This is a genomic window from Streptomyces sp. NPDC046985, assembly GCF_040644415.1.
In the GTDB taxonomy this organism is placed as follows: domain Bacteria; phylum Actinomycetota; class Actinomycetes; order Streptomycetales; family Streptomycetaceae; genus Streptomyces.
Genome location: NZ_JBEYWK010000005.1, coordinates 146,068 through 165,663 on the forward strand (window position 1 = coordinate 146,068; position 19,596 = coordinate 165,663).

The window sequence follows — 19,596 nt, forward strand, 5'->3', positions numbered from 1 at the left end:
CCGCCCGCTTTCCAATCATGTTCGGTGGGTATTCCCCTGGCGTGAGGGAGAGCGCAAGGGTGAAGATCGGACACACCCCGACCGTCTTTGTGATCTAGGGGTTTCAATCGACACCCACCCAGGTAGGGTCTGGAAGCGTCCAGCTCCCCTTGGAGGAGGTGAGGACCGTGGCAGCCCACGACGACGACATGAACCGCGGCATCCGCCCGGGACGAGGGTCTGACGACCCTGCCGGGCAGATTGCCTACCTTGAGCAGGAGATCGCCGTCCTGCGACGTAAGCTCGCCGACTCTCCGCGGCACACGAGGATTCTCGAAGAGCGGATCGTCGAGCTGCAGACCAACCTGGCCGGTGTGTCCGCGCAGAACGAGCGTCTCGCGAACACGCTCCGCGAGGCCCGCGACCAGATCGTGGCCCTCAAAGAAGAGGTCGACCGGCTCGCCCAGCCGCCCGCAGGCTTCGGCGTCTTCCTTCAGGCCAACGAGGACGGCACCGCCGACATCTTCACCGGCGGCCGCAAGCTCAGGGTGAACGTCAGCCCCAGCGTCGAGGTCGACGACCTCCGGCGCGGCCAGGAAGTCATGCTCAACGAAGCGCTCAATGTGGTCGACGCCATGGCGTTCGAGCGCGTCGGCGACATCGTCACCCTCAAGGAGATCCTTGAGGACGGCGAGCGCGCCCTCGTGCTCGGGCACACCGACGAGGAACGGGTGGTCCGGCTCGCCGAGCCGCTGCTCGGCGTCACCATCCGGCCCGGCGACGCTCTCCTGCTCGAGCCCCGGTCCGGCTACGTCTACGAGGTCGTGCCCAAGAGCGAGGTCGAGGAACTCGTCCTCGAAGAGGTGCCCGACATCGGCTACGAGCAGATCGGCGGACTCGGCAACCAGATCGAGATGATCCGGGACGCCGTCGAGCTGCCGTACCTGTACCCGGACCTGTTCAAGGAGCACGAACTGCGCCCGCCCAAGGGCGTCCTGCTCTACGGCCCCCCCGGATGCGGCAAGACGCTCATCGCCAAGGCCGTCGCCAACTCGCTGGCCAAGAAGGTCGCCGAAGTCACCGGCCAGGCCTCCGGCAAGAGCTTCTTCCTCAACATCAAGGGCCCCGAGCTGCTCAACAAGTACGTCGGCGAGACCGAGCGGCAGATCCGCCTCGTCTTCCAGCGCGCCCGGGAGAAGGCCAGCGAGGGCACCCCTGTCATCGTCTTCTTCGACGAGATGGAGTCCCTCTTCCGCACCCGCGGCTCCGGCGTCAGCTCCGACGTGGAGAACACCATCGTCCCGCAGCTCCTCGCCGAGATCGACGGCGTGGAGGGCCTGCAGAACGTCGTGGTGATCGGCGCCTCCAACCGCGAGGACATGATCGACCCCGCCATCCTGCGCCCCGGCCGCCTCGACGTGAAGATCAAGATCGAGCGTCCGGACGCCGAAGCGGCCAAGGACATCTTCGGGAAGTACCTCACCGAGCGCCTGCCGCTGCACGCGGAGGATCTCACCGAGCACGGCTCCGACAAGAGCGCCACCGTGCACGCGATGATCCAGACCGCCGTCGAGCAGATGTACGCGGAATCCGAGGAGAACCGCTTCCTGGAGGTCACCTACGCCAACGGCGACAAGGAAGTCCTCTACTTCAAGGACTTCAATTCCGGCGCCATGATCGAGAACATCGTCGGACGCGCCAAGAAAATGGCCATCAAGGACTTCCTCGACAAGAGCCAGAAGGGCCTGCGCGTCTCCCACCTCCTCCAGGCGTGCGTGGACGAGTTCAAGGAGAACGAAGACCTCCCCAACACCACGAACCCGGACGACTGGGCCCGGATCTCCGGAAAGAAGGGCGAGCGGATCGTCTACATCCGCACCCTCATCACCGGAAAGCAGGGCGCGGACACCGGACGCTCCATCGACACGGTGGCGAACACCGGTCAGTACCTGTAAAAACAGGGCGGCTGCGGGTGCCCTCAGCGGGTACCCGCAGCCGACTGCTTTTGCGGGCCGTGCACGCAGCAGGCAATTGACGCAATTGATCTCCCCACCAGCGCAAAGGCGTTCTAGGCTCTTTCGTACCGCCGGGTCGCGCAGTGCGGGGACGGGCACCGCACAGGCGACCGAACACCAGCGGTACTTGAGCGCCGTCCCCGACCGGGGGCGCCGCCGGGCAAGGAGGGCCGCATGACCGTACGGCGAGTAATGGGCATCGAGACGGAGTACGGGATCTCCGTCCCCGGCCACCCCAACGCCAATGCCATGCTCACCTCGTCCCAGATCGTCAACGCCTACGCGGCGGCGATGCACCGGGCCCGCCGGGCCCGCTGGGACTTCGAGGAGGAGAACCCGCTGCGGGACGCCCGAGGCTTCGACCTCGCCCGCGAGGCCGCCGACGCCAGCCAGCTCACCGACGAGGACATCGGCCTGGCCAACGTCATCCTCACCAACGGCGCACGGCTCTACGTCGACCACGCCCACCCCGAGTACAGCGCCCCCGAGGTGACCAATCCCCGCGACGCGGTGCTCTGGGACAAGGCGGGCGAGCGGATCATGGCGGAGGCCGCGGAGCGGGCCGCCCAGCTCCCCGGCGCCCAGCCGATCCACCTTTACAAGAACAACACCGACAACAAGGGCGCCTCCTACGGCACCCACGAGAACTACCTGATGAGGCGGGAGACCGCCTTCTCCGACATCGTGCGCCACCTCACGCCCTTCTTCGTCTCCCGCCAGGTCGTCACCGGCGCCGGCCGCGTCGGCATCGGTCAGGACGGCCGTGAACACGGCTTCCAGCTCAGCCAGCGCGCCGACTACTTCGAGGTCGAGGTCGGCCTGGAGACCACGCTGAAGCGCCCCATCATCAACACCCGCGACGAGCCGCACGCGGACGCCGAGAAGTACCGCCGGCTGCATGTGATCATCGGCGACGCGAACCTCTCCGAGATCTCCACCTATCTCAAGCTGGGCGCGACCGCCCTGGTCCTGTCCATGATCGAGGACGGCTTCATCGCCGTCGACCTGGCCGTCGACCAGCCCGTCCGCACCCTCCACCAGGTCTCGCACGACCCGGGTCTCAAGCGCCTGATCACGCTGCGCAGCGGCCGGACGCTCACCGCGGTCCAGCTCCAGATGGAGTACTACGAGCTGTCGCGCAAGTACGTCGAGGAGCGCTACGGCGCCGACGCCGACGAGCAGACCAAGGACGTCCTGGTCCGCTGGGAGGACACCCTCAACCGCCTGGAGAACGACCCGATGAGTCTGGCCGGCGAGCTGGACTGGGTCGCCAAGCGGGAGCTGATGGAGGGCTACCGGCGCCGCGACGGCCTCGACTGGGACGCCGCCCGGCTGCACCTCGTCGACCTCCAGTACGCCGACGTCCGGCCCGAGAAGGGCCTGTACAACCGCCTGGCGGCCCGCGGGCGCTTCAAGCGGCTGCTGGACGAGGCGGAGGTCGAGCGGGCCCGCACGAAGCCGCCGGAGGACACCCGCGCCTACTTCCGCGGCCGCTGCCTGGAGCAGTACGCCGACGACGTCGCCGCGGCCTCCTGGGACTCGGTGATCTTCGACCTGCCCGGCCGCGACTCGCTCCAGCGCGTCCCCACCCTGGAGCCGCTTCGCGGAACGCGTAATCACGTCAAGGAGCTGCTGGACCGATGCCGCACGGCGGAAGACCTGGTCAAGGTCCTGTCGGGCGCCTGAACGGGGTACCCGGACCGGGCAGGTCAGCGCAGGCCGGAACAGCCCGGACCGGCGGACCGGGGTGGAAACGCCGCGGTCCGGGAATCATCGAGATGGCCCCCGTGCGTTGCGCTGACTGCGGGGCCGATGTCGGACCCGGCTTGTAGGGTCTGATCATCACCGATCGGCCGTGATGCCGACATGTCGGGCTAACTGAGCGGGGTGAGGGTGTATGGCAACCAAGGACACCGGCGGCGGGCAGCAGAAGGCCACCCACTCGACCGAGGAGGTCGAGGAACAGGCGCAGGACGCGCAGGGCTCGGAGGACCTCAAGGACCGCCACGAGAAGCTGAGCGACGACGTGGACTCCGTCCTGGACGAGATCGACGACGTGCTCGAGGAGAACGCCGAGGACTTCGTGCGCTCGTTCGTGCAAAAGGGCGGAGAGTAAAGGCCGGCAGTCGGCTTTCCCTTCAGATCTGAGGGCTTCGGGGGTGGGTGTGGCTGGCGAGCCGAACGCGCGGCGCCGCACGACGGGTCGGCGGGAGACCACGAGGACGTCCGTCCGGGACAGGACGGGCGTCCCCGCGGGCCGCGGGGACCCTTCCGGGCGTGCGCCGAGGCGAGGCCGCGCGGCCCGCGGCCTCGCCAGACCGCCGCTTCCAGGGGTCGCCTCGCGGCGCCGCCCGCACATGTGGATCAACGCCCCAGGGCGGGTAGGGTCCGTGACGTACCGTGCTCCGGCGGCGACGCCGCACCGGGGCAGTTCAAGGATCAGCCCGAGGCCGTCAGGCGGGCTGCCGCATACCTGGAGGGAAACGCGTGGAAGCCAACACTCGTAGCACCGGGCGTCTGCCCGCTCCCTTCCTGACGCCGGGATCCTCCTCGTTCCTGGACTTCCTCTCCGAGCACCAGCCGGAGCTGCTGCCCGGCAAGCGGCGGCTGCCGCCCACGCAGGGCGTCCTGGAGGCGCCGCACGGCACCACGATCGTGGCGGCGGCGTTCCCCGGGGGCGTCGTGCTGGCCGGCGACCGGCGGGCGACCATGGGGAACGTCATCGCGCAGCGGGACATCGAGAAGGTGTTCCCGGCGGACGAGTACTCGGCGGTCGGGATCGCCGGCACGGCGGGGCTGGCCGTGGAGATGGTGAAGCTGTTCCAGTTGGAGCTGGAGCACTTCGAGAAGGTGGAGGGGACGCGGCTCTCGCTGGAGGGCAAGGCGAACCGGCTGTCCACCATGATCCGGTCCAATCTGGGCATGGCCATGCAGGGTCTGGCCGTGGTGCCGCTCTTCGCGGGGTACGACGTGGACCGGGACAAGGGCCGCATCTTCTCCTACGACGTCACCGGCGGCCGCTCGGAGGAGCACGGCTTCGCGGCGACGGGCTCCGGCTCGGTCTTCGCGCGCGGCGCCATGAAGAAGCTCTTCCGGGACGATCTGAGCGAGGCCGAGGCGACCACGCTGGTGGTGCAGGCGCTCTACGACGCGGCAGACGACGACTCGGCGACCGGCGGTCCCGACGTCGCCCGCCGGATCTACCCGATCGTCACCGTGATCACCGAGGACGGTTTCCGCAGGCTCACCGAGGAGGAGTCCTCCGAGATCGCCCGGACGGTGCTCCAGCGGCGGCTGGAGCAGCCGGACGGTCCGCGGGCGGCGCTTCTGTAGGGCCCGGCCGCGCTCGTTCGAGGGTGATCCAGTGACTTCCACAGAAAGGGACGGATAGCCGGTGTCGACGCCGTTCTATGTCTCACCTCAGCAGGCGATGGCGGACCGTGCGGAGTACGCCCGCAAGGGCATCGCCCGCGGCCGCAGCCTGGTCGTGCTCCAGTACGCCGACGGGATCGTGTTCGTCGGCGAGAACCCGTCCCGCGCGCTGCACAAGTTCAGCGAGATCTACGACCGGATCGGCTTCGCGGCGGCCGGCAAGTACAACGAGTACGAGAACCTGCGGATCGGCGGGGTCCGGTACGCGGACCTGCGCGGTTACACCTACGACCGCGACGACGTCACGGCCCGCGGCCTGGCGAACGTCTACGCCCAGACGCTGGGCACGATCTTCTCCAGTGCGGCGGAGAAGCCGTACGAGGTGGAGCTGGTGGTGGCCGAGGTGGGGGAGACCCCGGAGGGCGACCAGATCTACCGGCTGCCGCACGACGGATCGATCGTGGACGAGCACGGCTCGGTCGCGGTCGGCGGCAACGCGGAGCAGATCAGCACCTACCTGGACCAGCGCCACCGGGACGGGATGACGCTGGCGGAGGCGCTGAAGCTGGCGGTGCAGGCGCTGTCCCGGGACACCAACGGCACCGAGCGGGAGATCCCGGCCGAGCGCCTGGAGGTGGCGGTGCTGGACCGGACGCGTCCGCAGGCGCGCAAGTTCAAGCGCATCGTGGGCCGCCAGCTCTCCCGGCTGCTGGACGGCGCCGACGCGGGCGCCGCGCAGGACGCCGAGGACGCCGAGGGCGCTGACGGCGCGGGGGACTCCGAGGACGAGTGATCCGCCGCGTGCGCTGCCCCGGCCGGTGCGACCGGCCGGGGCAGCGGCGTGTCAGGAGGCGCTGGGCGGTGCCGTGGAGCCCCGGACGACCAGGTGCACGGGGATGTCGCCGCGGTCGGGTGCGCGGCCGTCCAGGACGGCCAGGAGGGCGTGCATGCCGCGTTCGCCGAACAGTTCGGCGTCCAGTCGCACGGTGGTCAGCTCGGGGTCGAGGGCGGTGGCCAGAGCGAGGTCGTCGAGGCCGGTGACGGAGACGTCGTCGGGCACGCGCAGGCCCAGGCGGCGCAGAGCCTTGTAGGCGCCCGCGGCGAGCTTGTCGTCGTCGCAGACCAGGGCGGTGGGGCGGGGGCCTGGGCGGCTGAGGGCGGTCTCGGTGGCCGCGCGGGCGTCTTCGATGGCCAGGGCGGCGGCCGCGGTGCTGAGGACGGTGCCGGGCACGGCGGCGACGCGGGCGGCGAGTGCGCGGGCGCGCACGTCGAAGGTCCAGGAGGCGACGTCGGCGGCCAGGTGCAGGATGCGCCGGTGGCCGAGGCCCAGCAGGTGGTCGGCGATCTGCCGGACGCCGTCGGCGATGTCCAGGTTGACGGTGGCGGCGCCGAGGCTGCCGGCGGGGTCGCTGTCCAGCATGACGAGGGGGAGCTGGTCGCCGCGGAGGGCGGTGAGGGCGTCGGCGGCCATGGAGGAGGCGAGGACGCCGTCCAGGGCGGCCTGGGCGGAGGCGAACGGGTTGCGGGCCGGGCCGATGCCCTCGGGGGAGGGGTAGAGGACGACGCCGAAGCCGTGTTCGGCGGCGACGCGGGCGGCCCCGGTGTAGACGCCGGCGAAGAACTCGGTGGTGAGGGCGGGGACGACGAGAAGGACCGTCCGGGTGCGGCCGAGGCGCAGGTTGCGGGCGGCGAGGTTGGGGCGGTAGCCGAGGTCGCGGGCGGCGTCGCGGACGCGGGCCGCGGTGGCCTCGGAGACCCGGCCCCGCCATTTGCCGCCGAGGACGAGGGAGACGGCGGCCTGGGACACCCCGGCGGCCTGGGCGACGTCCCGGCTGGTGGGGCGCGTGGTTCCTGGTGCCACCGTGCGGCCGCTCCTTCGTCTGGACTGGCGAACAGCGCACATGGTACGTATGGCGGAGGAAGTTATACGTAACACTGGTTCCGGCGACGGTCCGGCGCCGAGGCAGGGAGGGCGTGCGATGACCGCGGGACTCGCGGGATACAGGGAGGTGCTCGGGGCGCGACACGCCGCGCGGCTGCTGGCGGGGACGCTGGTGGGGCGGCTGCCGAACGCGACCGCGGCGATCGGGATCGTGCTGTTCACCCGGGCGGAGGGCGGCTCGTACAGCCTCGCGGGCATGCTGGCGGCGGTGTACGGGGTGGCCAACGCGGTGGGGCAGCCCGTGCTCGGGCGCCTCACAGACCTGCACGGTCAGCCTCGGGTGCAGTTGCCGGCGGCGGTGGCGGCGGCCCTGGCGATGACCGTCTTCGCCGTGGCCGGCGCCGAGTCGTCCGTGCTCGCCTGGACGGCGGTGGCGGCGGCCGGGCTGTTCACGCCGCCGCTGGAGGGCGGCCTGCGGGCCCTGTGGCCCTCGGTGCTGCGCGGGGAGGGCCAGGTGCACACCGCGTACGCCCTGGACGCGGTGGCGCAGGAGGTGATGTTCACGGTCGGGCCGCTGCTGGTGACCCTGTGCGTGTCGCTGTGGTCGGCGCGGGCGGCGCTGGTCGTGCTCAACGCGGTGGGGGTGCTGGGCGCGCTGTCGGTGGTGCTCTCGCGTCCCTCGCGGGCGTGGCGCTCGGCGCCGCGGGAGGCGCACTGGCTGGGGGCGCTGCGCTCGCCGGGCCTGCTGGCGCTGCTGGGCGCGTTCCTGTTCGTGGGGGTCGCGCTCGGTTCCCTCACGGTGGCGGCGGTGCCGTACGCGGACGGGCACGGCGGGCAGGCGGTGTACGGCTGGCTGATGGCGGCGCTGGGCCTCGGCGCCCTGGTCGGCGGGTCCGTCTACGGGGCGCGGCGGTGGGCCGGGCCGCCGGAGCGGCGACTGCGGGCGCTGGTCGGGCTTCTGGCGGTGTGTTACCTGCCGCTGACGCTGATGCCGGGCGCGGCGGCGATGGCGAGCCTGTCGGCGCTGGCCGGGGTGTTCCTCGCGCCCTGCATCGCCTGCGCGTTCGTCCTCGTGGACCGGCACGCGCCGGCCGGGACGGTGACCGAGGCGTTCTCGTGGCTGGTGACGACGTTCACGGTGGGCGCGTCGGTCGGAACAGGGCTCGCGGGGGAGGCGGTCCAGAGGGGCGGCGCGCTGTGGGGATTCGCCGTTCCGGGGGCGGCGGGGGCCGTGTCGTTGCTGGTGCTGCTGGCCACGGGACGGGTCCTCGCAGCTCCCGCCAGGGGGGCGGTCGTTGCGGCTTCATCGGAAAATGATCCAAATCGTGCCGTCGAACCCCGTTTCAGCTCGGGTGATCGGGCGTAATGTTCAGTCATGGACCGCCGCATTTTCGGGCTGGAGAACGAGTACGGCGTCACGTGCACGTTCAGGGGACAGCGCCGGCTGTCGCCTGACGAGGTGGCGCGGTACCTCTTCCGCCGTGTCGTGTCATGGGGCCGCAGCAGCAATGTCTTTCTGCGCAACGGCGCCCGGCTCTATCTCGACGTGGGATCACATCCGGAATACGCGACACCCGAGTGTGACAATGTGATCGAACTGGTCACCCACGACAAGGCCGGCGAGCGCATTCTCGAAGGACTCCTGGTGGACGCGGAACGACGCCTGCACGAGGAGGGCATCGCGGGCGACGTCTACCTGTTCAAGAACAACACGGACTCGGCGGGCAACTCCTACGGCTGCCACGAGAACTATCTGGTGGCCCGGCACGGGGAGTTCTCCCGGCTCGCGGACATCCTCATCCCGTTCCTGGTCACCCGGCAGTTGCTGTGCGGCGCGGGCAAGGTGCTCCAGACGCCGCGCGGCGCCGTGTACTGCGTGAGCCAGCGGGCCGAGCACATCTGGGAGGGCGTCTCCTCGGCGACGACCCGCTCCCGGCCCATCATCAACACCCGCGACGAGCCGCACGCCGACGCCGAGCGCTACCGCCGCCTGCACGTCATCGTGGGCGACTCGAACATGTCCGAGACCACCATGCTGCTCAAGGTCGGCGCCACCGACCTGGTGCTGCGCATGATCGAGGCGGGCACCGTGATGCGGGACCTGACCCTGGAGAACCCGATCCGGGCGATCCGCGAGGTCAGCCACGACATCACCGGCCGCCGCAAGGTGCGCCTGGCCAGCGGGCGGGAGGCGTCCGCGCTGGAGGTGCAGCGGGAGTACTACGAGAAGGCCGTGGACTTCTGCGAGCGGCGCGGCATCCGCACCGGCACCGTGGAGCGGGTGCTGGAGCTGTGGGGCCGCACGCTGGACGCGATCGAGGCCGAGGATCTGGACCGGATCGGCACCGAGATCGACTGGGTGATGAAGTACCAGCTCATCGAGCGGTACCGCGCCAAGCACAACATGACGATGTCGCATCCGCGGGTCGCCCAGATAGACCTCGCCTACCACGACATCCACCGCCGGCGCGGGCTGTACTACCTGCTGGAGAAGAAGGGCCAAGCGACCAGGATCTGCAACGACTTGAAGATCTTCGAGGGCAAGTCGGTGCCGCCCCAGACCACTCGGGCGCGGCTGCGCGGCGACTTCATCCGGCGGGCCCAGGAGCAGCGGCGCGACTTCACCGTCGACTGGGTGCACCTGAAGCTCAACGACCAGGCGCAGCGCACCGTGTTGTGCAAGGACCCGTTCCGGGCGGTGGACGACCGGGTGGAGAAGCTGATCGCCGGAATGTGAGTCACGTGGGCCGGCCGGCCGATCCGCACGCGCGGTCGGAACGCCACACGGGCGTCGTACGTTTCCCGTACGGCGCCCTTCCCACGTCGTAGAGTTGCGCGCACGTCATCAGCAGACCGATCGATTACGAGGCCTCCACCGTGCGCCGACGTTCTCTTCTCCTTTCCGTTCCCGCGGGCCTCGCGGGCATGGGCACGCTCTCCGCCTGCGGCGGCGGCACGTCCGGGTCGGGCAGCGGCAGCGCGTCGCCCTCGCCGTCCGCCTCGGCCTCGGCGCCGTCCGCCCCGCCGCCGCCGAAGATCGTCTCCGGGCCGCTGCCGGCGATCACGGCGGGGACGAAGTTCGGTGAGAAGCCGACCGTGGCCAAGGGCGGCGTCGCGCCGTCGAAGGACGTCGCGGTCAAGACGGTGATCGCGGGCGGCGGCCGCACGGTGGCGGAGAACGACTACGTCCAGGCGAACTACCTGGGCCAGGTCTGGGAGACCGGGAAGGTCTTCGACAACTCCTACGACCGCAAGGCGCCGCTGATCATCCAGCTCGCCCGAGGCTCCATCATCGACGGCTGGCGCTACGCCCTGACGGGCAAGAAGGCCGGCAGCCGGGTGCTGTTCTCGGTGCCGCCGACCTGGGCGTACGGCAAGCAGGGCAACGCGCAGGCGGGGATCAAGGGCACCGACACGCTGGTGTTCGCCGTCGACGTGCAGAACGTCTTCAACGCCTCCAGCTCGGCCCAGGGCAAGAGCGTGCCGCAGAGCGACGCCGCGCTGCCGAAGGTGGGGGACAACGCCGACGGCAAGGCGCCCTCGATCGACGTGCCGAAGTCGGCGCCCCCCGGCAAGCTCGTCTCCGGCTACGTCATCGAGGGCGACGGCCCGGCGGTCCGTGCGGACCAGACCGTGCTGGTGCAGTACAAGGGCGTGCTCTGGGACAGCGGCAAGGAGTTCGACTCGACGTACGGCAGGAAGGCGCTGACGTCGTTCTCCCTCCAGCAGGTCGTCAAGGGCTGGTCGCAGGGCATGACCGGCAAGAAGGTGGGCAGCCGGGTGTTCATCGTGATTCCCCCGTCGCTGGGCTACGGCGACAACCCGCCGCCGAACAGCGGCATCAAGAAGGACTCCACGATGGTGTTCTCCGTGGACATCCTCGCGGCGATGTAGGCGGCCCCGCGCTGCGGGCCGCCGGACGGGCGCAGAGCCGCGGGGATGACAGACTGTCCGTGATCGTTGTCGTACACAAGCAGGAGCTGCACACGTGAGCATCGAGAAGCCCGAGATCGACTTCCCGGGCGGCGAGCCCCCGGCGGACCTCGAGATCAAGGACATCTGGGAGGGCGACGGACCGGAGGCCAAGGCGGGCGACACCGTCTCGGTCCACTACGTGGGCGTGGCCTTCTCCAGCGGCGAGGAGTTCGACGCGTCCTGGAACCGCGGCACGCCGCTGAAGTTCCAGCTCGGCGTCGGCCAGGTCATCTCCGGCTGGGACCAGGGCGTGCAGGGCATGAAGGTCGGCGGCCGCCGCCAGCTCACCATCCCGCCGCACCTGGCCTACGGCGACCGCGGCGCGGGCGCCCGGATCAAGCCGGGCGAGACGCTGATCTTCGTCTGCGACCTGGTCGGCGTCTGATCCGTCCGGTCGGCCTCTGACCGTCGCCGCGGTCAGATGGCCGCAGGCCGGTCGCCACGGACCGGTCGCGGTAGATCGATCGCCGCCGACCGGTCGCCACGGACCGCGGGCGTATTCCCGCGGAATCCGATCACTGAGGGTCCACGCCTGTTCGGGCGTGGGCCCTCGGCTTTTGCCCGCGCCCCGCGGGGCGGTACGGTCGTCGATCGTAAGCACCATCGGGAAGGCGAAGGGCGTCGATGGCCATTGCCAAGGCAGAGCGGCTGATGAACCTGGCGCTGTGCCTGCTCGGGACGCGGCGGCCGCTGAGCAAGCGCGAGCTGCGCGACTCCATCGAGGCATACGTCGAGGCCGCGGCGGCGGCGACCACCGCTCCGGGCGCGACGGCGTCCGACGAGGCGTTCAACCGCATGTTCGAGCGGGACAAGGACGACCTGCGCGAGCTGGGGCTGGTCATCGAGACCGTCGAGTCGCTGGACGGCGAGGTCGGCTACCTGGCCCGCCGGGACAGCAACCGGCTGCCGCCGATCACCCTGGACGCCGAGGAGGCCGCCGCGCTGGGCCTGGCCGCCAAGGTGTGGCAGCAGGCCCGGCTGGCCGGCGCCGCCAGCGGCGCGCTGGGCAAGCTGCGCGCCGCCGGACTGCCCGAGGACGTCGACCCCTACGAGGCGCACGGCGCCCTGGAGCCGCGCATCCCGGTGCACGAGGCCGCCTTCGAGCCGCTGATGCTGGCCTGCCGCGACCGCCGTCCGGTCGTCTTCGACTACCGCAAGGCCAACGCCGCGCGCCCCGAGACCCGCACCGTCGAGCCGTGGGCGCTGGAGTGCTGGCGCGGGCACTGGTACCTGGCGGGCTACGACCGCGACCGGGGCGCCGAGCGGGTGTTCCGGCTGTCGCGGATCACCGGGAGGGTCCGCTCCCGCGCCGCCGGGTTCACCGTGCCGGCGCCGGACGTCGTCACCGTGCGCGAGACCGTCGCGAGCTGGGCGGGCGAGATCGCCGACCGCTCCGCGCGGATCCGGCTGCGCGCGGGCGCCGGATACCCGCTGCGGGCGAAGGCCACGGCGGTGCGGGACCTCGGCGACGGCTGGGACGAGCTGGACGTCCCCTACGGGCACGGGCTGGACGCCTGGCTGGTGGAGTTCGGGCCGGACGTCGTGGTGCTGGAGCCCGCCGAGCTGCGGGCCGACGTGGTGGACCGGCTGCGTGCCGTGGCCAAGGGCTGAGGGGGAGCGAGCGACACAGTGGCAGGCAAACCGGTCAGGCCCGTGAACGCCCTGGACCAGACCCGACGGATGCTCTCCCTGGTGACGTACCTGCGGGAGCGCCCCGGGGCCCGGATCGAGGACGTGGCGCGCGCCTTCGGCATCACCGAGGACGAGCTGGTCTCGGACCTCGACGTGCTGCCCATGTGCGGCACCAGTTTCCGCGGCGGCGATCTGCTGGACATCGACACCGACGGCGAGCGCATCTGGTGGCACAACCCGGCCGCGCTCGGCGCGGACGCGGCCGAGCCGCTGCGCCTGGCCGCCGACGAGGCGACCGCGCTGCTGGTCGCGGCCCGCGCCGTGGCCACCCTGCCGGGGCTGCGCGAGAGCGACCGGCAGGCGCTGCTGCGCGCGACGGCCAAGGTGGAGGCCGCGGCCGGCGAGGCGGCGGGCGCCAGCGCGCGCCTGTCGGTGACCTTCGAGTCCGAGGGCGGTGTCTTCGCCGACGTGGACCGGGCGATCTCCGAGCGCCGCCGCCTGTGGATCCGCTACTACTCGCCCGCGCGCGACGAGGTCACCGCCCGCGAGATCGATCCCATCCGCCTGGTCAGCGTCGGCCACACCTACGTGGAGGCGTGGTGCCGCCGCTCCGAGGCGCGCCGCACCTTCCGGCTCGACCGGGTCGCGGAGATCAGGATCCTCGACGAGCCGTCCGCGCCGCCCGAGGTGGAGCTGCGGGACCTGTCCGAGGCGCTCGTGCAGCCCGCCGCGGAGGATCCCGAGGTCGTCGTCGAGGTGGGCCCCGGCGGCCGCTGGGTCGCCGAGTACTACCCGCACGACAGTGCCGACGAACTGCCCGACGGCGGGCTGCGGATCACCCTGCGCACCCCCGATCCGGCGTCGCTGCGGCGGCTGGCGCTGCGCCTGGGCGGGGACGGCCGCATCGTCGCGCCCCGCGAGCTGGCAGAGGCGGCGCGCACCGCGGCGTCCGACGCGCTGGCGGCCTACGACGCCCTCCCTCCGGCGCCGGAGGGCGCGGCCACGCCCGGAGCGGACGCGTCTGGGACGGTCCCGCCCGGCGCGGTCACGCCCGGCGCGGTCACGCCCGGGACGGTCCCGTCCGGCGCGGTCACGCCCGGGACGGTCTCGCCCGGCGCGCCGGGCGGCGGGGACGGGCGGAACGACCGGCGGGAGCCGGGGCTGTGAGCGAGTCGGCGGCGGGCGTGCGGGAGATGTCGGCGGCGACGGCGTTCGCCGGGATGCGGAACGTGGCGCCGGTGGTGTTCCGGGCGGGCTGCCCGGACTGCCGCAGCCGTTTCGAGCTGGCCGCGGACGCGCTGCTGCTGGCCGTCGGCGCCAGCAGCCGGACCACCTTCTACGCGTTCACCTGCCCCGAGTGCGGCGCCGCGGTGCGCAAGCCCGCTGGCGAGCGGATCGTCGAGCTGCTCACCGGCGGCGGGGTCAGGACACTGCGCCTGCACTCGACCCTCTAGGCTCAGGGCATGTTCTGGCCGATGTTCGCGGTAGCCGCGGGATTCCTGGGTCTTGCCGTCCTCGGCGTGCTCGCCGTGCGGGTGTTCGTGGAGGCGCGCAGGCTCGGCACGCAGGTCTCGGAGTCGGCGCGCCGGATCAGCCGCGCCGCGGAGGACCTGGAGCGGGCGAGCGCGAGCGCCGCGCGGGCGGCGGACTCGCTCTGAGAGTGGTTCCTCACACCGGGCGCTTCGGCGAGGGGCACGCGAGCGCGGCGCCGATGGGACGGCATGGGGCGTGCGGGGTCCCTCGGGCGGGGCGGTCGGCCGTGCGGCACGCGCCCGGTTCCCAGGCGGGGAGGCCCGCCGTGCGGCACGCGCCGGAGAAGGTCTCGCCCTGTCATGCTTCCGGTCCGGACAGGTAGGCTTCTGGACGCGGTGCGGAGAACGAGGCCCGGACCGCGGACGGGAGTACGCGCGGGGATTGCCCCCTGTTCACCCCCGAGCGTTACGATCGCTGGCAGAACGGTCCGTCGGGCGCATGTCCGACTGATCGGACAACAGCACCCCACCCCCCAGCCGCCTCGGTGAGAAGGTAAAGACTTATGTTCGGAAGGCTCGGAGCCCCCGAGATCATTCTCATCCTCGTCGTCATCGTCCTTCTGTTCGGCGCGAAGAAGCTTCCGGACATGGCGCGCTCGCTGGGCAAGTCCGCACGGATCCTCAAGAGCGAGGCCAAGGCGATGAAGGAGGACGGCCACAGCCACAGCGCCGGCCCCTACGCCGGTGAAGAGCAGCCCGCGGCGCAGCAGCGCACCATCAAGGCCGCCCCCGGCGACGTGACGGGCGCCCGCCCGGTCAACGAGCCGACGGACACCACCCAGCGCTGACACACGGCCGGAGACATCCGGCCGGCCGCACGAGATGAGGACGTGGGTTGCTCAACTCCGCCCGCAAAAAGGAGAAGGATCCCGAGGGGCGGATGCCCCTCGCGGATCACCTTCGTGAGCTCCGCAACCGGCTCGCCAAAGCGCTGCTGGCCGTCGTCGTGGTGACGGTCGTGGCCGCCTTCTTCTACAACGACATCATCAGCTTCCTCACCAAGCCGATCCTCGACTCGATCGGCTGTAACCAGAGCTTCGCGGAACTCGCCCGGTCGACCCACAACGGCCACAAGTGCGCGCGGATCACCATCAACGGCCTCCTCGCCCCGTTCACCCTGGCCCTCCAGGTCTCGTTGACGGCCGGCGTCGTGTTCGCCTCGCCCGTCTGGCTCTACCAGGTGTGGGCCTTCGTCGCCCCGGGCCTGCACCGGCACGAGAAGAAGTACGCCTACGGCTTCGTCTTCACCGGCGCGCCGCTGTTCCTGGCCGGCGCCTTCTTCGCCTACAAGGTGCTGCCCACCACCGCGTCGGTGCTGATCGACTTCACGCCGAACAACGACATCGACAACCTGCTGCCGCTCGACGACCTGCTCCAGCTCGTCACCCGCATGGTGCTCGTCTTCGGTCTCTCCTTCGAGCTGCCGCTGCTGCTGATCATGTTGAACCTCACCGGGGTGCTCAGCGCTCAGCGGATGCTCGGCTGGTGGCGCGGCATGATCCTCGGCATCACGGTGTTCGCGGCCGTCGCCACGCCCAGCACCGACCCGCTGTCGATGACGGCGCTCGCCGGGCCGATCTGCGTGCTGTACTTCGGCGCGGTGCTCTTCTCCCTGCTCAACGACCGCCGCAAGCGCCGCCGCGAGGAGGCGGGCCCGGCCGACGACGAGGCGTCCGACCTGGACCTCACGCCGCAGGACGTCGCAGCGGTGGAGCCGGTCCGTACGGGGCGCTCGGTGCCCGGCCAGGGCGAGGCGTCCCATGACCGGGTCAACGGCTACGACGACGTCACCTGACCGTCGCCCCCTCCTCGCCGCCGAGGCAGTACGACCGGCCGCCCGCACCAGCGGGCGGCCGGTCCGCGTCCGTCGTGCACGCCACGTACGCCGCGGGCGCCGCACAGGCCGCGTACGTCACGGCGGGCGGGTGGCCTGCGACGTCGCCCGCGGGCGATCGGGATAATGATCGTCCTGTTGTCGGTGCGGCCCGGTACGCTCGAAAGCACGATGACAGAGGATCTCTCACCGGCCGAGCGGTACGCGGCAGCGCGCAGGCGAGCTGCCGAGCAGGCCACCGCGCTCGCGGGCTTCCGCGAGATGTACGACTTCGGCCTCGACCCGTTCCAGATCGAGGCCTGCCAGGCACTCGAGGCGGGCAAGGGCGTGCTGGTCGCCGCGCCCACCGGCTCCGGCAAGACGATCGTGGGCGAGTTCGCCGTCCACCTGGCCCTCCAGCAGGGCCGCAAGTGCTTCTACACGACTCCCATCAAGGCGTTGTCGAACCAGAAGTACTCCGATCTGTGCCGCCGCTACGGCAGCGACAAGGTCGGCCTCCTGACCGGCGACAACAGCGTCAACGCGGACGCTCCGGTGGTCGTGATGACCACCGAGGTGCTGCGGAACATGCTGTACGCCGGCTCGCAGACCCTGCGCGGCCTGGGCTACGTGGTCATGGACGAGGTGCACTACCTCTCCGACCGCTTCCGCGGCGCCGTCTGGGAGGAAGTGATCATCCACCTGCCGGAGTCGGTGACGCTGGTGTCGCTGTCGGCGACCGTGTCCAACGCCGAGGAGTTCGGCGACTGGCTGGACACCGTCCGCGGCGACACCGAGGTCATCGTCTCCGAGCACCGCCCGGTCCCGCTGTTCCAGCACGTGCTGGCCGGACGCCGGATGTACGACCTGTTCGAGGAGGGCGAGGGCCGCAAGAAGGCCGTCAACCCCGACCTGACGCGCATGGCCCGCCTGGAGGCCAGCCGCCCGTCCTACGGCGACCGCCGCCGCGGCCGCTCGATGCGCGAGGCCGACCGCGAGCGCGAGCGCCGCCAGCGGTCGCGGATCTGGACGCCCAGCCGCCCCGAGGTGATCGAGCGGCTGGACGCCGAGGGCCTGCTCCCGGCCATCACGTTCATCTTCAGCCGCGCCGCCTGCGAGGCCGCCGTCCAGCAGTGCCTGTACGCGGGCCTGCGGCTCAACGACGAGGAGGCGCGGGAAGAGGTCCGCGCCCTGGTCGAGGAGCGCACCGCCTCCATCCCCCGGGAGGACCTGCACGTCCTCGGGTACTACGAGTGGCTGGAGGGCCTGGAGCGCGGCATCGCCGCCCACCACGCGGGCATGCTGCCGACCTTCAAGGAGGTCGTGGAGGAGCTGTTCGTGCGGGGCCTGGTCAAGGCGGTCTTCGCCACCGAGACCCTCGCCCTCGGCATCAACATGCCCGCCCGCTCGGTGATCCTGGAGAAGCTCGTCAAGTGGAACGGCGAGCAGCACGCCGACATCACCCCCGGCGAGTACACCCAGCTCACCGGCCGGGCCGGGCGGCGCGGCATCGACGTCGAGGGCCACGCGGTGGTGCTGTGGCAGCGCGGGATGAACCCCGAGCACCTGGCGGGCCTGGCCGGCACCCGCACGTATCCGCTGCGCTCCAGCTTCAGGCCGTCGTACAACATGGCGGTCAACCTGGTCGAGCAGTTCGGCCGGCACCGCTCCCGGGAGCTGCTGGAGACCTCCTTCGCCCAGTTCCAGGCCGACAAGTCGGTGGTCGGCATCTCCCGGCAGGTGCAGCGCAACGAGGAGGGTCTGGACGGCTACAAGGAGTCCATGACCTGCCACCTCGGCGACTTCGAGGAGTACGCGCGGCTGCGCCGGGAGCTGAAGGACCGCGAGACCGAGCTGGCCCGCCAGGGCGTCGCCCATCGGCGCAGCGAGGCCGCCGTGGCCCTGGAGAAGCTGAAGCCCGGCGACGTCATCCATGTGCCCACCGGCAAGTACGCCGGACTGGCCCTGGTGCTGGACCCGGGCCTGGCGGCCGGCCGGACCAACGGGCACCGCGGCTTCGAGCACCACGACGGCCCGCGCCCCCTGGTGCTGACCGCCGACCGGCAGGTCAAGCGGCTGGCCGCGATCGACTTCCCGGTGCCGGTGGAGGCGCTGGACCGGATGCGCATCCCGAAGACCTTCAACCCGCGCTCGCCGCAGTCCCGCCGGGACCTGGCCTCCGCGCTGCGCACCAAGGCCGGGCACATCGAGCCCGAGCGGCACCGCAAGAGGCGCTCCCAGGCGGCCGACGACCGGGAGATCGCCCGACTGCGCGCCGCCCTGCGCGCCCACCCCTGCCACGGGTGCAACGACCGCGAGGACCACGCCCGCTGGGCCGAGCGCCACCACCGGCTGATGCGCGACACCCGGCAGCTAGAGCACCGCATCGAGGGCCGCACCAACACCATCGCCCGCACCTTCGACCGGATCGTCGCCCTGCTCACCGAACTCGACTACCTGCGCGGCGACGAGGTCACCGAGCACGGCAAGCGCCTGGCCCGGCTCTACGGCGAACTCGACCTGCTCGCCAGCGAATGCCTGCGCGAGGGCGTCTGGGAGAGCCTGAGTCCGGCCGAACTCGCGGCCTGCGCGTCGGCGCTGGTCTACGAGGCGCGGGTCAGCGACGACGCGGTGGCGCCCAAGCTGCCCTCCGGCCAGGCCAGGGCCGCGCTCGGCGAGATGGTGCGCATCTGGGGTCGGCTGGACGCCCTGGAGGAGGACTTCCGGATCAACCAGACCGAGGGCGTCGGCCAGCGCGAGCCCGACCTCGGGTTCGCCTGGGCGGCCTACATGTGGGCGTCGGGCAAGGGCCTGGACGAGGTGCTGCGCGAGGCGGAGATGCCGGCCGGCGACTTCGTGCGCTGGTGCAAGCAGGTCATCGACGTGCTGGGCCAGATCTCGGCCGCGGCGCCCGCCCGGGAGGGCTCGACGGTGGCGAAGAACGCGCGCAAGGCGGTCGAGGGGCTGCTGCGCGGAGTGGTGGCCTACTCCTCGGTGGGCTGACGCCGACCGGAGGCGTGCGCGGGGCGTGACGGTGAGCGGCTGAGCCGCCGCGGTCACGCCCCGCGGTGCTTCCCGGAGCGTCCCGGGCCGTCCCAGCCGACCCCGTCATGGGGACGCCCCGCACCCGTCGCGCCGGGCGGAATTCGCATGCCTGTGCGCCGTGACGTTGCGTGTTCGAGGGGTGTCACGGTGTGCAAACCGCCTGACAGTACTCTCGTCGCGCACTCGGTTTCAGGTGCTTGCGGAATATGACATAGCGATGATCCGGTCGGACTAGGCTCGCCCGCAGCGCACCGAGTTGAGGGGTGTTCAGGTGTTCGGCACCCCATGCGGCATGGCGGCGGAGATGCGAGAGACCTCCCGCCGGCCGCCCTGCGTACGCCTGGCGTACCC

General features: G+C 71.4%; 17 protein-coding genes. 16 read left to right on the forward strand and 1 reads right to left on the reverse strand.

What is annotated here, in order from left to right:
- Positions 1-167 precede the first annotated feature (167 nt).
- From arc to prcA, 5 genes are all read left to right on the forward strand, one after another.
- A complete protein-coding gene (gene arc, locus ABZ861_RS08360; protein ID WP_361625716.1) occupies positions 168-1,934 on the forward strand; it encodes a proteasome ATPase in 1,767 nt (588 codons plus the stop codon).
- A gap of 234 nt (positions 1,935-2,168) precedes the next feature.
- Complete coding sequence (gene dop / locus ABZ861_RS08365; protein ID WP_361625719.1) at positions 2,169-3,680, forward strand: depupylase/deamidase Dop; 1,512 nt, start codon at positions 2,169-2,171, stop codon at positions 3,678-3,680.
- Positions 3,681-3,891: 211 nt separating this feature from the next.
- Entirely contained in the window at positions 3,892-4,110 is a 219-nt protein-coding gene (locus ABZ861_RS08370) for a ubiquitin-like protein Pup (protein ID WP_361625722.1), read from the forward strand.
- A gap of 371 nt (positions 4,111-4,481) precedes the next feature.
- Positions 4,482-5,327, forward strand: a complete 846-nt coding sequence (gene prcB, locus ABZ861_RS08375) for a proteasome subunit beta (RefSeq protein WP_361625725.1) — start codon at positions 4,482-4,484, stop codon at positions 5,325-5,327.
- A gap of 61 nt (positions 5,328-5,388) precedes the next feature.
- On the forward strand, positions 5,389-6,159 hold the full coding sequence (gene prcA / locus ABZ861_RS08380) for a proteasome subunit alpha (RefSeq protein WP_361625728.1): 771 nt from the start codon (positions 5,389-5,391) through the stop codon (positions 6,157-6,159).
- Between the two features lie 51 nt (positions 6,160-6,210).
- Here the strand turns inward: prcA and ABZ861_RS08385 are convergent, their stop codons facing one another.
- Positions 6,211-7,227, reverse strand: a complete 1,017-nt coding sequence (locus ABZ861_RS08385; protein ID WP_361625731.1) for a LacI family DNA-binding transcriptional regulator — start codon at positions 7,225-7,227, stop codon at positions 6,211-6,213.
- Between the two features lie 118 nt (positions 7,228-7,345).
- Here ABZ861_RS08385 and ABZ861_RS08390 point away from each other — a divergent pair, with 118 nt between their 5' ends.
- The 11 genes from ABZ861_RS08390 to ABZ861_RS08440 all read left to right on the forward strand — a co-directional run bounded on the left by ABZ861_RS08390 (position 7,346) and on the right by ABZ861_RS08440 (position 19,203).
- Positions 7,346-8,614 carry an MFS transporter gene (locus ABZ861_RS08390; RefSeq protein ID WP_361625734.1) on the forward strand — a complete coding sequence of 423 codons (1,269 nt, stop codon included), beginning with the start codon at positions 7,346-7,348 and terminating at the stop codon, positions 8,612-8,614.
- Positions 8,615-8,623: 9 nt separating this feature from the next.
- Positions 8,624-9,985 (forward strand): Pup--protein ligase, encoded by a 1,362-nt coding sequence (gene pafA / locus ABZ861_RS08395; protein ID WP_361625737.1) that lies wholly within the window; start codon positions 8,624-8,626, stop codon positions 9,983-9,985.
- 140 nt (positions 9,986-10,125) lie between these two features.
- Complete coding sequence (locus ABZ861_RS08400; protein ID WP_361625740.1) at positions 10,126-11,142, forward strand: FKBP-type peptidyl-prolyl cis-trans isomerase; 1,017 nt, start codon at positions 10,126-10,128, stop codon at positions 11,140-11,142.
- A 94-nt stretch (positions 11,143-11,236) separates the two neighbouring features.
- Positions 11,237-11,608, forward strand: a complete 372-nt coding sequence (locus ABZ861_RS08405) for an FKBP-type peptidyl-prolyl cis-trans isomerase (protein ID WP_361625743.1) — start codon at positions 11,237-11,239, stop codon at positions 11,606-11,608.
- Between the two features lie 239 nt (positions 11,609-11,847).
- A complete protein-coding gene (locus ABZ861_RS08410; protein WP_361625746.1) occupies positions 11,848-12,834 on the forward strand; it encodes a WYL domain-containing protein in 987 nt (328 codons plus the stop codon).
- An 18-nt stretch (positions 12,835-12,852) separates the two neighbouring features.
- Entirely contained in the window at positions 12,853-14,022 is a 1,170-nt protein-coding gene (locus ABZ861_RS08415) for a WYL domain-containing protein (protein WP_361625749.1), read from the forward strand.
- Positions 14,019-14,309, forward strand: a complete 291-nt coding sequence (locus ABZ861_RS08420) for a hypothetical protein (RefSeq protein WP_361625752.1) — start codon at positions 14,019-14,021, stop codon at positions 14,307-14,309. Before ABZ861_RS08415 ends, ABZ861_RS08420 begins: the two co-directional genes overlap by 4 nt.
- A 9-nt stretch (positions 14,310-14,318) precedes the next feature.
- Positions 14,319-14,513 carry a hypothetical protein gene (locus tag ABZ861_RS08425; RefSeq protein ID WP_361625755.1) on the forward strand — a complete coding sequence of 65 codons (195 nt, stop codon included), beginning with the start codon at positions 14,319-14,321 and terminating at the stop codon, positions 14,511-14,513.
- A 377-nt stretch (positions 14,514-14,890) separates the two neighbouring features.
- A complete protein-coding gene (tatA, locus tag ABZ861_RS08430; protein WP_361625758.1) occupies positions 14,891-15,175 on the forward strand; it encodes a Sec-independent protein translocase subunit TatA in 285 nt (94 codons plus the stop codon).
- A gap of 47 nt (positions 15,176-15,222) precedes the next feature.
- Positions 15,223-16,182, forward strand: a complete 960-nt coding sequence (gene tatC, locus ABZ861_RS08435; protein ID WP_361625761.1) for a twin-arginine translocase subunit TatC — start codon at positions 15,223-15,225, stop codon at positions 16,180-16,182.
- Between the two features lie 165 nt (positions 16,183-16,347).
- Positions 16,348-19,203, forward strand: coding sequence for a DEAD/DEAH box helicase (locus ABZ861_RS08440; protein WP_361625764.1), 2,856 nt, complete (start codon positions 16,348-16,350; stop codon positions 19,201-19,203).
- Positions 19,204-19,596: the final 393 nt, after the last annotated feature.